Source organism: Bradyrhizobium sp. LVM 105 (assembly GCF_003957705.1).
Classification (GTDB): domain Bacteria; phylum Pseudomonadota; class Alphaproteobacteria; order Rhizobiales; family Xanthobacteraceae; genus Bradyrhizobium; species Bradyrhizobium frederickii.
Window position 1 is genome coordinate 602355 of record NZ_QZMV01000001.1, and the last position, 13554, is coordinate 615908.

A 13554-nucleotide genomic window follows, 5' to 3' on the forward strand; every position below is an offset into this window, starting at 1 on the left:
GCGCCTAGCGTGCGCGTGGCGAGGACACCAGCACCAGATTGAGTTCTCTCGTGATGACCCGAGGTGCTGTGCATGAGAACGTCGGAGCGATGCCGACGTCAGCCGAGCTGAGCCGAAGCCGCGTAGCATCAGATTGTCGGTCTCTGGTCCACGGGGAGGGCCCACCCGAGAAGCGAGCCTGATGACGACAGCAGGGTCGGAGTTCAAGCCAGGGAAATCCACCTTTGATTGCTTGGTCGACGGTTGGCGAGGGGCGATGGGCTCACCGTCCGCCCACATCCGGTCGTCCAGCTCTCGCAGAGCGGTCTGTCCGCCTGGCGGATGAACGCATGCAGTCGTGCGATGAGCCGATGGCATAGCGCTCTCGCAAAACGACGGAGCGGCCTTTCGTTCGAGCGGCGGCGCTGATCCAGCGCGCTGCGTGGTCTCCAAGGCCCAAGTCCATAGGGGTGATGCTGTGGCGTGAGCCGAGTCGGGCCTATGTTCCGACGATAGCAATTTGGGAGCCGGGCCCGACAGGCAGCCGGAGCTGTGACGGCTGGGACGGGCCGTGCCAGACCGCAATCGTGGTCACCACGGCATGGGTCCTGGGAGTGCTCACCGGATCTTCGCCCGTTCCCGGGTTGACGGGATAGGCCGGATAATCGGCCCCCGCGATGGAAAGGCGCAGCCGCTCGCCCCTCCTCAGCGTCACGCAGGTGGTGGCCAGCTTTAGCTTGTATCGGCCAGTCGTAGCGGTGCGGTGATGCGCATATCCACTCGAGATCTGAAGAACCCTTTCGTCAGACGTGATGAGCGAAAGAATGCAGCAAAGATCGAAGCTCGGGCGGTCCGAACCAGCCACCGATGAACAGCATCGGAAGACGCCGGGTACGAATGGCACCTAGGTTTGTCACGGGTGAAATGCAGTCCCAGTACGGCGAATCCGGAGGCGTTTCGAGCCAGTCCATGACGTGCGAATAATGTCGGTATTTCTGCAGCAGCTGCTGATCATTAGTTCGGCCGCGCCCATCATGGGAGTGACTGCTTCCGTCAAGGCTGGACCCGGATCCGCTTCTGGCCCATCCTGAGGGAACGCTGGCGGCCATCGCCGGCCGTTCCAACAGCAGTCTCCACGCGATGGACAGAGATCGTCACCCGGGCAAGCGAGTATCCCTTGCGGGAATGCATATCGACCGGACGTCGGGCGTGCCACTGCATTTGCAGATTGCGGCCCACATCCGCGGCTGCATTTTACGCGGTGCCTTTCCGGCTGGAACGCAGTTCCTGGGCTCGCGAGAGATCGCGCGGGAATTGGGCTGCTCGCGCACGGTGGTGCTGACCGCGTGGGATCTGCTTTACGCCGAGGGGTATCTGGAATCGACGCCACGCGGCAGCGTGCTGGTGGCGTCCGTCGCGATGCCGTATGCAGAACCGCCGCCTACTGCGCCGCCCTGGGCTGGGCCCGCCAATATGTCGAAGCGCTGGCGATCGCTGCTTGGTCTGGATTACGAGACCAATTGGCCGTCCGTGTTCGCGCCTGGCGCGCCCGACATCTCGACATTTCCCTTCAAGGAATGGTCACGCCTGCTGCGCCAGACTTGGCAAAATCCGAGGGAACAGGAGTGCCTCGACCTTCCTGCCGAAGGTCACCCGCGGCTGCGGAGCGAGATCGCGAATTTTCTCGGCTCGGTGCGAGGGCTGGTCTGCTCGCCGGAAGAGGTCGTTGTCACGCCCGGTACGTCGGGTGCGCTGGATTTCTGCAGCCGGATGATCCTCGATCCCGGAGACGAGGTCTGGGTCGAGGAGCCCGGCTTCATCGAGGCCCGAGGGGCACTGACGGCAGCCGGCGCGAAGCTCGTTCCAATTCCCGTCGATGACAAAGGCCTCGTCGTTTCGGAGGGCATCAGGCGTGCACCGCGCGCGAAGCTGATCGTGGTCACGCCGTCGCACCAATATCCGCTCGGCGTCAGCATGGGCCTGGAGCGGCGTCTCGAGTTGCTCGACTGGGCCAGCAGGAACGACGTCTGGGTGATCGAGGACGACTACAATTCGGAATTCAGACATCAGGACAGCATGATCGCCTCTTTGCGTTCGCTCGATCGCGAGGGACGGGTGATCTATTTCGGCACCTTCTCCAAGATGATGATGCCTAATCTGCGGCTCGGCTACATGGTCGCCAATAGGCATTTCATCGCCGGATTTTCCAGGGGTCGCGCGCGGATCGACGTGCACACTTCCGGCATCGGACAGCTCGCTTTGGCCGAGTTCATGCGGGAAGGGCACCTGCTGCGACATCTCCGTGCGATGCGCCGGGTCTATGCGAGCAGGCGAAAGGCTCTGATCGAGGCGATCGCGGCCCAGGCGCCGGATGATCTGATCGTGTCCTCCGCCGTCACCGGGCTGCATCTCGTCGCGCTTTTCACCGAGGCGATGCAAGCGCGGATGAGTGATCGCGAAGCGGCGGCTGCCGTGAAACAGGCCGGCATCCACGTCCAGCCGCTCTCGCAGAATTTTCTGGAGCAACCGACGCGACAGGGCCTCGTGTTCGGCTACGGACGTCTGCGCGTCGAGGACGCCTCGCCGCTGCTTGCGAGAGTGGTGGCTTGCATCGGCAGCGGCTCGCGCAATGCACCATCCAAACCGCCAATCTCTTCCCTTGCTGCTGCAATAAAGAGAGGCTGAGCCGATCGCCATGCATAGCTCCGGGGCCAGGCGAACATCCCGCCGGGCCGGGTCGGTCGCCTGCAAATTAGACAGAGGATTTGACGCGTTCGGATTGCGCGGCAGCGGATCCCGCGATTTGTGCCGAGAAATCTCTGGCACGCTGCACTTTTCCCGCGTGGACCGGTCCGCGCTCGCCTGCCGTCGCCGCGGGCAGCGCTGCATCAAAACGTGCAGCAGCCGGCGCGGCGCGCGGCTAACGTCGCGTGCTGGTCTAGCGGATTGGGACAACTCTGGCTCTATCCCCCGCCTATCGCTCTGTCGCACGCTTCCGGTCGGTGGCATGACAGCGGATGCATGATGAGCGCTCTCGGTTTGGCATTGGACTTTGCGATGGGTCGGAAGCACCCGGCGTCTGGTCTGGACGGGACGCGTAGCTGACTGAGCAGATGAGCGATTCCGGCAATCACTGGGAGGTCGGCACCGATATCGGTGGCACCTTCACCGACATCGTCGCGATCCGGCGCGATTCCGCGGAAGTGCGGACCGCCAAGGTGCCGTCGCGGCCCGACGCACCCGTTCAGGCGATGCTGGAGGCTATCGACGCGGTTGGCCTGCGCAAGAGCGAGGTCAAACGCTTCGTCCACGGCACCACGCGTGTCACCAACGCTATCGTCGAGGGCCGGTTGCCGAAGGTGGCGCTGGTCGCGACCGCGGGTTTTGCCGACGTGCTGGAGATCGCGCGCTACCGCCGCCGCGATCTCTATCGCCTCGATATCCCGCCGAAATCGCCGCCCCTGGTGCCGCCGGAACGATGCTTTGGGCTCGCCGAACGCCTCGACCACGAGGGCCGGGTGCTGAAGGCGCTGGAGGAAGCGGAGATCGAGCGTCTGGTGGCCTGGCTCAAGCGTACCGGCGTGCAGAGCGTCGCCGTGGCCTTGCTTCACGCCTATGCCAATCCGGTGCACGAAAAAATGCTCGGCGAGCGACTCAAGGAAGTTGTCGCACATGTCTCGCTGTCGCACGAGGTCAATCCCGAGGCGCGCGAATATGAGCGGACCTCGGCAACCGTGTTCAACGCGGCCGCGATGCCGATCGCGGTGGAATATCTCAGCGAGCTGGAGCAGCGGCTGCCGATCGGCCCCGGCCTCCAGGTGTTTCATTCCGCCGGCGCCATGATCCCGATTTCGGCGGTGAAACGCCGGCCGCTGGTGATGGCGATGTCGGGGCCTGCGGCCGGCGTCTCCGCTTCCGTCGCCATCGCGCGCCAGCTCGGCGCCTCGCGCATGCTGACCTTCGACATGGGCGGCACCACGACGGATGTTTGCCTGATCGTGGACGGCCAGGCCGAGATGACGGACGGTCGCATGCTGGGCGACAAGCCGTTGCGCCAGCCGATGCTCGCGGTGCATTCGATCGGCGCGGGCGGCGGATCAATCGTCCGCAGCGGCCCCGGCGGCCTTACGGTCGGCCCGCAGAGTGCCGGCTCCGAGCCGGGACCGGCGTGCTATGGTCGCGGCGGTCGTGAGCCGACGATCACCGATGCCAATGCCGTGCTCGGCTATCTCAATCCCGAGACGAAACTCGGCGACCGTATCGGCCTCGACATCGAGGCCGCGAAGCGCGTGATCGGACCGGTCGCGCGCGCGCTCGAACTCGACCTCACCGAAACGGCGCTAGGAATCATCAAGGTCGCGAATGCGACCATGGCCCGCGCGCTCCGCCGCGTCACGGTCGAGCGCGGCATCGACGGGCGCGACTGTACGCTGCTTGCCTTCGGCGGCGGCGGCCCGATGCATGCTGCGGGCCTCGCCGATCTCTATGGAATCACAGAGGTCGTCGTGCCCAGCGCATCGAGCGCGTTCTCGGCGCTGGGCTGCCTCACGGCCGATTTCAGCTTCCTCCAGCAGCAGACTCTTCGCGCCGCCCTCGACGGCATCGATCTCGCGCGCGTATCGGAGCGGATCGAGGCCCTGATCGCCGATGCATCCGCGCCGCTGCTCGCCAATGGCGTTGCGAAGGCGGAGATCCAGGTCGAGCTGGCCGCGTTGATGCGCTATGTAGCGCAGAACGATGCCATTCCGGTGTCTTTCGCCTTGCCGCTGGACGTCGCCAGGCTCAAGCAGGATTTCCTGACGCGGCATCACGAGCTGTTCGGCTATGCGACCGGCGAGCCTTGCGTCATCGAGTCCGTGCGGGTGCAGGCCCGCCGGCCGTCGACAACCGTCGTGAGCCGGCCGGCGACGGCGGTGAGGGCGGTATCCACGGGCACGCGTGTCTGCTCGTTTGATGGTCTGCCCGAGACGGCGACAGCGATCGTCGACCGCGCGGCGCTAACCGAGATCGTCAACGGCCCTGCGATCATCGAAGACGCGTGGTCGACCGTGGTCGTGCCGCCCGGATGGCAGGCGAAGCCTGATGCGACGGGCAATCTGTTCCTGACGCGGAGGAGGGCATGAAGCTCGATCCATTCGTTGTCGAGGTCATCAGGCACGGGCTTTCCGCCGCGGCCGAGGAGATGAGCCTGGTGATGACGCGCTCGGCGCGCTCGCCGCTGTTGCGCGAGGCCGGTGACCTGTCGTCCGCGATCACCGACGGCCACGGCGGTCTGGTCGGGCAGGGGCGCGACATCCCGATCCATCTCGGCGCGATGGCCTACACCATTCCCGAATTGCTGAAGGTGGTGCCGCGCGACAGCCTGAACGACGGCGACGTGCTGATCTACAATGTCGGCGCGCTCGGCGGCAATCATCTCAACGACGTCAAGGTCGTGCGGCCCGTCTTCGTCGACGGCGACATCGTGGCCTTCGCGGTCAGCCTCGCGCACTGGCCCGACATCGGCGGCACCTGGCCCGGCAGCTATTTTGCCAAGGCGATCGACACCTTCCAGGAGGCGATGCGGATTCCGCCGGTGCTGATCGCGACTGCGGCCGGCATCAACACGGCGATCGTGCAACTGCTGAAGGCCAATGTTCGCGATGCCGAATCCTGCGAGGGCGACCTCCTCGCCCAGATCGCCGCGACCAAGGCCGGCGAGCGGCGCATCGTCGAGCTTTGCCGCGAGCACGGCAAGGCGGTGTTCACGGCCGCGCAGTCGCGCCTGCACGATCTCTCCGAGATCGAGATGCGCGCGGCGCTGCGCGATCTTCCAGACGGCGTCTATGAGGGCGAGGATTACCTCGACGACGGCAGCGACAACAACGCGCCGGCGCGCATCCATGTGAAGATCACCATTCGCGGCGACGAGGCGACCTTCGACCTCTCCGGAAGCTGCGATCGCGTCTCGAACTTCTGCAACACGACACCGTTCATGGCGCGCTCGGCCGCCGCCTATGCCGCGCGCATCATGAGCGGGCGCGACATGCAGCAGAACGCAGGCGCGCTCAGGCCTTTGACCATCATCACGCGCCCGGGCTCGATCCTGGAGCCCGGCTGGTCGGCGTCCGTCGCGGCCGGCAACCATGAGACGTCCATGCGTATCGTCGACGCGATCTTCCGCGCGATGCAGGACACCATTCCCGAGCGCCTGTCGGCCGGCGGCGCCACCACGGCGGGTGTTCTGTTCTTCGCCGAGCCGCGGCCGAACGGATCGTGGAAGATGCTCTACGAGGTTCACGGCGGCGGCGAAGGCGCGCGCCACGATCGGGACGGCATGTCGGCAACCCGGGTGCATCTGTCCAACACCTCGAATACGCCGGTCGAGGTGATCGAAGCGAATTACGCGATCCGGCTGGAGCAGCAGGCCATCCGCCGACAATCCGGCGGCGCGGGGGCGCACCGCGGCGGCGACGGTTCGGTTCGGACCTATCGCATCCTCGCACCCTCGATGCACCTGACGACCTGCATCGAAAGGATGGTGATTGCGCCTTGGGGCATGCAGGGCGGCGAATCCGGCAAGGCGTGCCGTATCTCACTGGTGAGGCAGGGCGCGAACGTCGCGATCGACGGCAAGTCGAACCTGGTGCTGCAGCAAGGCGATCTCGTCACGATCGAGATGTGCGGCGGCGGCGGTTATGGCGCTGCAGCTGTAGAGTGAGGGGATTGCGATGAGCAGATTGTTGCGAACCGGGCTGAATGCGGGCGACGCCGCGCCGATGGCCGTGGTCGGCGGCGAGGGCGTCTACTTCCACCTGTCCGATGGCCGCAAGCTGATCGACGGCAGCAACACCGGCGGCGGTCTCGGCCATCGCCATCCCGCAATGGTGGAGGCGATCCGCCGCGCGGCGGATACGCCCGTCGTCAACGAAGGCTGGACCTGGGTGGGCCGCGAACAGGCCGCGGATGACCTGATGGCCACTGCGTTCAAGGGTGAAGAGGATTGGGTCGGCGCGGTGCGCTTCTGCATCAGCGGCAGCGAAGCCAACGACATGGCGCTGTCGCTCTGTCAGGCCCTGATGCAGCGGTCCGCGTTGGCCACGCGGGAACGCGCCTATCACGGCATCACCGGCCTGTCGCGCAGCATGACGGTGCAGCCGCAATGGCATGGCGGGCTCGCCGTGCATGCCGGTGGTTCGAAGCTGCCGGCGCCGATGGCGCCGGTGCGGATCCTGCCGGCGCCGGATGGCGCGATCTACGGCGCGCCGGCCAACAATACGCCGCCGAGCGAGTATCTCGCAGATGCCACGCGGCTGCTCTCGGACACGGCGGCAACCATCATCGACTACACCCAAGGCGGCATCTATTACGACGGCGCCTATCAGGACGAGGTGGCGCGTTGCGCGCGGCAGGCGGGCTCCTACTGGATCGCCGACGAGGTCGTGACCGGCGCCGGGCGCGCGGGCCGCTGGTTCGCGTTCCAGGGGGCGCAAAGTCGCCCGGACATCGTCACGCTGGGCAAGTCGCTCGGCGGTGGCGCCGCCGCTGTAGCTGCGGTCGTGGTCTCCAAGAACATCGTTGAGCAGCTCAAGGGTGCGAGCTGGCAGAACTATGGCACGTTGCGCGGCCATCCCATCAGCATGGCGGCCGTCAGCGCCTATCTTAAGGTTGTCACCGAGGACGGGATTCTGGAGCGTGTGCAGCAGCTCGAGAAGCTGTTCATCCGCCGCCTGCTCGCGATCGCGCAGAAGCATCCGAGCGTGCAGCGCGTCGCGGGGCAGGGGCTGCACTGGACGGTCGAGCTGCACGGGCCGGATTGGCGGACCTGGCATGCCGACACCACGGAGGTGCCGATCGCCTCGCGCGTCGCGGAGCGGGCGCTGGAAGCCGGTGCGGTGATCGGCACCAGCGGCGAGCAGACCTCGCTGTTTCTGGCGCCGCCGCTGATCATCTCCGGGCGCGAGGCTGACCAGCTTCTGGACGCGCTTGACCACGGCCTCGATGCTGCCGACGAGGAGCACGGGTGAGCGCGGACCAAACGATACTCCGCCCTTCGCCGGCCTGGCCCGCGGATGAGCCCTGGCATCTCGCGATGCCGGAGGGGACGCTTTACGATGCGCTGGCGCGTGCTGCACGCGAACGCCCGTCGCATCCGGCGACGGTGTTTTACGGCGCTGGCATGGGCTACGCCGAGCTGCGCGACCGCGTCGATGCCATGGCCGGCTTCCTGCAAGGCGCCTGCTGCGTCAAGCGCGGCGACCGCGTCATGATCGCGCTTCAGAACTCGCCGCAATATGTCATCGCCTACTACGCGGTGATGCGGGCGGACGCCGTGATCGTACCGGTCAATCCCATGAACAAGACCGCCGAGATTGCGTATCTCGCCGTGGACAGCGGGGCCAAGGTCGCGATCATCGGGAGCGAACTGAGCGATGTGTTTGCCCCGCTGCTGGGCGAGGCCATCAGGCATGCGATTGTCGCGCAGTATCGCGACGAGATTCCAGCCGCGACGCCCTATACGCTGCCATCCTGCGTCACGGAAGCGCAGGCGGAGGTGCCGTCATCGCCGGGCTGGCATTCCTGGTCGTCCGCGATCGCACGAGGCTTGCAGCCGGGTGTGATGACCGCAGGTCCGGACGATCTCATGATCCTGCCCTACACGTCTGGCACCACGGGCAAGCCCAAAGCGTGCATGCATACGCATCGCAGCGCGCTGTTTACGGCTGTCCTGCAAGCGCGCTGGTACAAGCTGGACCGCAGCGCCGTGATGACCGGGTTCATGCCACTGTTCCACGTGGCGGGCATGCAGGGCTCGATGAATGCGGCGATGGTCACTGGGGCCACGCTGCTCCTGATGGCGCGCTGGGACAAGGATCTGTTGCCGGATCTGTTCGAGACCCATGGGGTGACGTTCTGGAATGCCGCGCCGACCATGATCGTGGACGTGCTCGCCAGCGCCCGGTTTCGCGACAAATGCTTTGCGAAGCTCAAGGTTCTGACCGGCGGCGGCGCGGCGATGCCGGCGGCGGTCGCTGAGCGGCTGAAGGGGCGCTTCGGCCTCGATTTCGTCGAGGGCTATGGCATGACCGAGACGATGTCGCCGACGCACCTCAACCCGATGGCCGCGCCGAGGCGGCAATGCCTCGGCATCGCGGTGCACGAGACGCATGCGCGGATCATCGATCCCGAGAGTTTGGTCGAGCTCGACGACAATGTCGTCGGCGAGATCGTCGTGCACGGGCCGCAGGTGCTGCAGGGGTACTGGAACAGGCCGCAGGCGAATGCCGAGGCCTTCATCGAACTTGACGGCAAGCGGTTCCTGCGTACGGGCGATCTCGGCTACCGCGATGCCGAAGGCTATTTCTTCGCGGTCGACCGCCTGAAGCGGATGATCAATGTCAGCGGCTTCAAGGTCTGGCCAGCCGAGGTCGAGGCCGCGATGTATCAGAACGGCGCTATCCGGGAATGCTGCATCGTCTCGGCGCCGGACGGCTACCGCGGCGAGACCGTCAAGGCACTGGTGGTTCTGGACGAGACCGCGCGCGCAACGACATCGCCCGACGACATCATTGGCTGGGCGCGGGGCGCGATGGCGAGCTACAAGGCGCCGCGAGCCGTCGTCTTCGTCGAGTCCCTGCCGCGCACTGCAAGCAACAAGGTCAACTGGCGGCTTTTGCAGGACGCCGAATGGGGACGGACGGCATGAAAGCTGCTTGGCTGGGAAATCGGCGCTGGGCTACGTTATGCTGCGTGCGCCGGAACAACCTTGAAGCCGCTGCTTCCCCCGAGAGATCACCAGGAACTCGCTGATGCGAATCGTCAATGTCGCCGCCGCCCAGATGGGCCCGATCCAGAAAGCCGACAGCCGCGAGGCCGTGGTCAAGCGCATGATCGCGCTGATGGACGAGGCCAAGAGCAAAGGCGCCGACTTGATCGTCTATCCCGAATTAGCGCTGACGACGTTCTTCCCGCGCTGGTATGTCGAGGACCGGGCCGAGTTCGACGTCTGGTTCGAGCGGGAGATGCCGAACGCGGCGACAAGGCCGCTGTTCGAGCGTGCCGCGCAGCACGGAATGGCGATGAACTTCGGCTATGCGGAGCTGACGCCGGACGGCCATCATTTCAACACCGCGGTTCTCACCGACAAGTCCGGCAAGATCGTCGGCAAATACCGCAAGGTTCACCTGCCGGGCCATGTGGAATACGACACCAAACGCTCGCACCAGCATCTGGAGAAGCGCTATTTCGAGCCGGGCGATCTCGGCTTCAAGGTCTGGCGTACGCTGGGCGGCATCATCGGCATGGCGATCTGCAACGACCGCCGCTGGCCCGAGACCTATCGCGTCATGGGCTTGCAGGGCGTGGAGATGGTGCTGATCGGCTACAACACGCCATCGGTGAATGCCGAGAAGAGCGAAGAGGGCGTCGAAAAGCGCCTGTTCCACAATCGCCTCTCGGTGCAGGCCGGCGCCTACCAGAACGCGACCTGGGTGGTCGCGGTGGCCAAGGCCGGCATCGAGGACGGCCACCCGCTGTTCGGCGGCAGCCTGATCGTCGATCCCAACGGCGAGATCGTGGCCGAAGCGAAGACGGAGGAAGACGAGGTCCTGGTCCATCCCTGCGACCTCGATGCCACCACCTTCGGCAAGTCCACGATCTTCGATTTCGCGCGGCATCGCCGCATCGAGCATTACGGCCTGATCACCAGCCAGACCGGCGCGGTGCCGCCGCCGGAGACGTGACGCCGATGGCTGACAAGGGCATCTCCCTGCGCGAGCTTGACGCGCGTGACCGCTACAAGCTGCTCTGCGGCGTTGTGGTGCCGCGGCCGATCGCGCTGGTGACGACGCTGGACGAGAACGGAGCTGTCAATGCCGCGCCGTTCAGCTTCTTCAACGTCTTCTCGGAAAGCCCCGCGCTGATCGTGCTCGGGCTGCAGCACAAGCCCGATCACAGCCCGAAGGACACGACCCGCAACATCCATCGCGACGGCGAATTCGTCGTGCACATGGTGGATGAAGCGCTGTCGGTGGCGATGAACGACTGCGCGGTCGATTTCCCCTCCGGCGACAGCGAGGTCGCCGCGACCGGCCTTGCCACGCTTTCGTCGGTGGACGTGAAGGTGCCGCGCCTCGCCGCGGCGCCTTTTGCGCTGGAATGCCGGCGCCACGTCGTGCTGAACTTCTCGCCGGATCGCGAGCTGTTGATCGGCGAGGTGCTCAGGGTCCACGCCCGTGAGGGCCTCGTCGATGCCGGCAATATGTATGTCGATTTCGATGCGTACCGGCCGATCGGGCGCATGTTCGGCAATCTCTATACGACGCAGCGGGATACGTTCGCGCTTGTCCGCGAGAGCCATGCGCAATGGCTCGCTCGTCAGGACAAGAAAGAGTTGAAGGACGCCTAGTGAGCCGAGAACTGCACCGTGCCCAGCGCCATGGTGACGGCCGCCTGTGTCGGATCGATCACGGGAATGCGCAGCGCGTCCTCCAGCGGGCGGCGGTGGCGCGCCATACCGGCGCAGCCCATCACAATGGCGCGGGCGCCGTCCTCGTCGCGCAGCGCGCGGCCTACCTCGATCATCTTGGCGAGCGTCCCTTCGCCGGACGCCGTCTCCGCAACGCTCATGTTCAGCGGCCGCTCGCCGGCGAGGCGGTCGGTCAGTCCCATCTGCCTGAGATAGCGCATGTGACGCGGGATCGATCGCTGGGCGATCGCGATGACGCCGAAGGTCTCGGCGCGCGAAAGCGCGGTCAGCACGCCGCACTCGGCAATGCCGAACACGGGACGGTCGGTGCCTTCACGACAGACCTGAAGCCCGGGATCGCTGTAGCAGGCGATGACGAAGGCGGCCGAGCTGTTGTCGCTCTCGACCAGCCGGCGCAGCGGCATCGCGACGCTGTCGACGTCGGCCTGGCTCTCGATGCCGAAGGGACCCTCGGCCAGCGTCTGGCAGACCACTTCCGGCCCGCCCTCGAAGTCGAGCGGCTTCAGCGCATCCTCCAGCCCTTGCGTGACGTTGTGATTGGAATTGGGGTTGATGACGAGAATGCGCGGCCGGGACATGATGGTCTTCCTGCAAAATGGAGATCACTCGTTTCAGGTATATCATGGAGTGCCTCATGACTGAACCAGTTTACGACCTGATCATCCGCGGTGGCCGCGTCGCCACCACCACCGACGTCTTCGAGGCCGATGTTGCGATTTCCGGCGAGACCATCGCAGCTGTCGGCAAGGGCCTGCCCGCGGCCAAACGCGAGATCGACGCGCGCGGCAAGCTGGTGCTACCCGGAGGCGTCGACAGCCATGCTCATATCGAGCAGCTCTCCGCTGCCGGCATCATGAATGCCGATACGTTCGAAAGCGCGACGGTCTCTGCCGCCTTCGGCGGCACCACCACGGTGATCCCGTTTGCCGCCCAGCATGTCGGGATGAAGCTGCCGCAGGTGGTGGAGGACTATCACGTGCTGGCGAGGAAGGGCGCCGTGATCGACTACGCCTTTCACATGATCATTGCGGACGCGACCAAGGAGACGGTCGAGGAGCACATCCCGGCGCTGGTGAAGCAGGGGCATGCCTCGATCAAGATCTTCATGACCTACGACCGGCTCAAGGTCGACGACGAGCCGCTGCTCGACATCCTCCTCGCGGCGCGCCAGTCCGGCGCGATGCTGTGCGCGCATGCCGAGAACCACGGCATCATCGCCTGGATGGTCAAGCGCCTGCTCGCGCGCGGCTACGCCTTGCCGAAATATCATGCCGTCAGCCACGCCCGCGTCTCGGAGGCCGAGGCGTTCACGCGGTTGATCGGCATGGCGGCGCTGATTGACCAGCCGATCATGATCTTCCACGTCTCGACCGCCGAGGGCGCCAAGGTGATCCGCGACGCGCGCGGGCAAGGCCTCAAGGTCTTCGCCGAGACCTGCCCGCAATATCTGTTCCTCACTGCGGACGATCTCGACAAGCCCGGTTCGGAAGGTGCCAAATGGATGTGCAGCCCGCCGCCGCGGACGCATGCAGACCAGGAGGCACTCTGGCAGGCGCTCTCGCTGGGCGATCTCCAGACCATCTCGTCGGACCACGCGCCTTATCGCTACGACGAGACCGGCAAGCTGCGCGCCGGTCCCAATCCGAACTTCAAGCAGGTCGCCAACGGCCTGCCCGGACTGGAGCTGCGGCTGCCGCTGCTGTTCGATGCGATGGTGTCGAAGGGTCGGCTGGGCCTCGAAAAATTCGTCGAGTTGACCGCGACCGCGCCGGCAAAGATCTACAATCTGCATCCGCGCAAGGGCTCGATTGCGGTCGGAGCCGACGCCGATATCGCGATTTGGGATCCCGACCGCGAGGTCACGATCGCCGACGAGATGATGCACGATCTCGCCGGCTATACGCCGTTCGCAGGCCGCAAGCTGAAGGGCTGGCCGGTTTCGGTGCTCTCGCGCGGCCGGATGATCATCGACGGCAACAAATGTTTCGGGAAGCCGGGCAGCGGAAAGTTCCTCGCGCGCAGCGGCGGCGAGGCGGCAAAGCCGACCGGCAGGCTCGTGGCCGACATGGATCCGGAACGGAATTTCGGAGCAAAATTGCTGTGATGAT

10 protein-coding genes are annotated in these 13554 nt (G+C 65.6%); 8 read left to right on the plus strand and 2 right to left on the minus strand.

Annotation, left to right across the window (positions count from 1 at the left end; translation table 11 throughout):
- Positions 1-478 precede the first annotated feature (478 nt).
- Positions 479-883: a CocE/NonD family hydrolase C-terminal non-catalytic domain-containing protein gene (locus tag D6B98_RS41865; RefSeq protein ID WP_126255416.1), complete on the minus strand. Its 405-nt coding sequence runs from the start codon at positions 881-883 to the stop codon at positions 479-481.
- A 305-nt stretch (positions 884-1188) separates the two neighbouring features.
- Here D6B98_RS41865 and pdxR point away from each other — a divergent pair, with 305 nt between their 5' ends.
- The 7 genes from pdxR (at position 1189) to D6B98_RS02900 (ending at position 11365) form a co-directional block, all read left to right on the plus strand.
- Entirely contained in the window at positions 1189-2664 is a 1476-nt protein-coding gene (gene pdxR, locus D6B98_RS02870; protein WP_245481217.1) for a MocR-like pyridoxine biosynthesis transcription factor PdxR, read from the plus strand.
- 428 nt (positions 2665-3092) lie between these two features.
- Positions 3093-5102 carry a hydantoinase/oxoprolinase family protein gene (locus D6B98_RS02875; RefSeq protein WP_126255418.1) on the plus strand — a complete coding sequence of 670 codons (2010 nt, stop codon included), beginning with the start codon at positions 3093-3095 and terminating at the stop codon, positions 5100-5102.
- Positions 5099-6679 (plus strand): hydantoinase B/oxoprolinase family protein, encoded by a 1581-nt coding sequence (locus D6B98_RS02880; RefSeq protein ID WP_126255419.1) that lies wholly within the window; start codon positions 5099-5101, stop codon positions 6677-6679. Before D6B98_RS02875 ends, D6B98_RS02880 begins: the two co-directional genes overlap by 4 nt.
- Positions 6680-6689: 10 nt before the next feature.
- A complete protein-coding gene (locus D6B98_RS02885; protein ID WP_126255420.1) occupies positions 6690-7985 on the plus strand; it encodes an aminotransferase class III-fold pyridoxal phosphate-dependent enzyme in 1296 nt (431 codons plus the stop codon).
- Positions 7982-9664, plus strand: a complete 1683-nt coding sequence (locus D6B98_RS02890) for a long-chain-fatty-acid--CoA ligase (RefSeq protein WP_126255421.1) — start codon at positions 7982-7984, stop codon at positions 9662-9664. Before D6B98_RS02885 ends, D6B98_RS02890 begins: the two co-directional genes overlap by 4 nt.
- Positions 9665-9767: 103 nt before the next feature.
- A complete protein-coding gene (locus D6B98_RS02895; protein ID WP_126255422.1) occupies positions 9768-10700 on the plus strand; it encodes an N-carbamoyl-D-amino-acid hydrolase in 933 nt (310 codons plus the stop codon).
- Between the two features lie 5 nt (positions 10701-10705).
- A complete protein-coding gene (locus D6B98_RS02900) occupies positions 10706-11365 on the plus strand; it encodes a flavin reductase family protein (RefSeq protein ID WP_205680437.1) in 660 nt (219 codons plus the stop codon).
- Here D6B98_RS02900 and D6B98_RS02905 read toward each other — a convergent pair.
- Positions 11362-12024 carry an aspartate/glutamate racemase family protein gene (locus D6B98_RS02905; RefSeq protein WP_126255424.1) on the minus strand — a complete coding sequence of 221 codons (663 nt, stop codon included), beginning with the start codon at positions 12022-12024 and terminating at the stop codon, positions 11362-11364. The two genes, D6B98_RS02900 and D6B98_RS02905, sit on opposite strands and share 4 nt — an antisense overlap.
- 56 nt (positions 12025-12080) lie before the next feature.
- Between D6B98_RS02905 and hydA the strand changes: the two genes are divergently transcribed.
- A complete protein-coding gene (gene hydA / locus D6B98_RS02910) occupies positions 12081-13550 on the plus strand; it encodes a dihydropyrimidinase (protein ID WP_126255425.1) in 1470 nt (489 codons plus the stop codon).
- Positions 13551-13554 lie beyond the last annotated feature (4 nt).

What these genes read in the sequence shown, in the direction of transcription:
- D6B98_RS02875 (WP_126255418.1), top strand. Translation starts at nt 3,093, where the DNA reads ATGAGCGATTCCGGCAATCACTGGGAGGTCGGCACCGATATCGGTGGC.
- hydA (WP_126255425.1), top strand. Translation starts at nt 12,081, where the DNA reads ATGACTGAACCAGTTTACGACCTGATCATCCGCGGTGGCCGCGTCGCC.
- D6B98_RS02885 (WP_126255420.1), top strand. Translation starts at nt 6,690, where the DNA reads ATGAGCAGATTGTTGCGAACCGGGCTGAATGCGGGCGACGCCGCGCCG.
- D6B98_RS02900 (WP_205680437.1), top strand. Translation starts at nt 10,706, where the DNA reads ATGGCTGACAAGGGCATCTCCCTGCGCGAGCTTGACGCGCGTGACCGC.
- D6B98_RS02880 (WP_126255419.1), top strand. Translation starts at nt 5,099, where the DNA reads ATGAAGCTCGATCCATTCGTTGTCGAGGTCATCAGGCACGGGCTTTCC.
- D6B98_RS02905 (WP_126255424.1), bottom strand. Translation starts at nt 12,024, where the DNA reads ATGTCCCGGCCGCGCATTCTCGTCATCAACCCCAATTCCAATCACAAC.
- D6B98_RS02895 (WP_126255422.1), top strand. Translation starts at nt 9,768, where the DNA reads ATGCGAATCGTCAATGTCGCCGCCGCCCAGATGGGCCCGATCCAGAAA.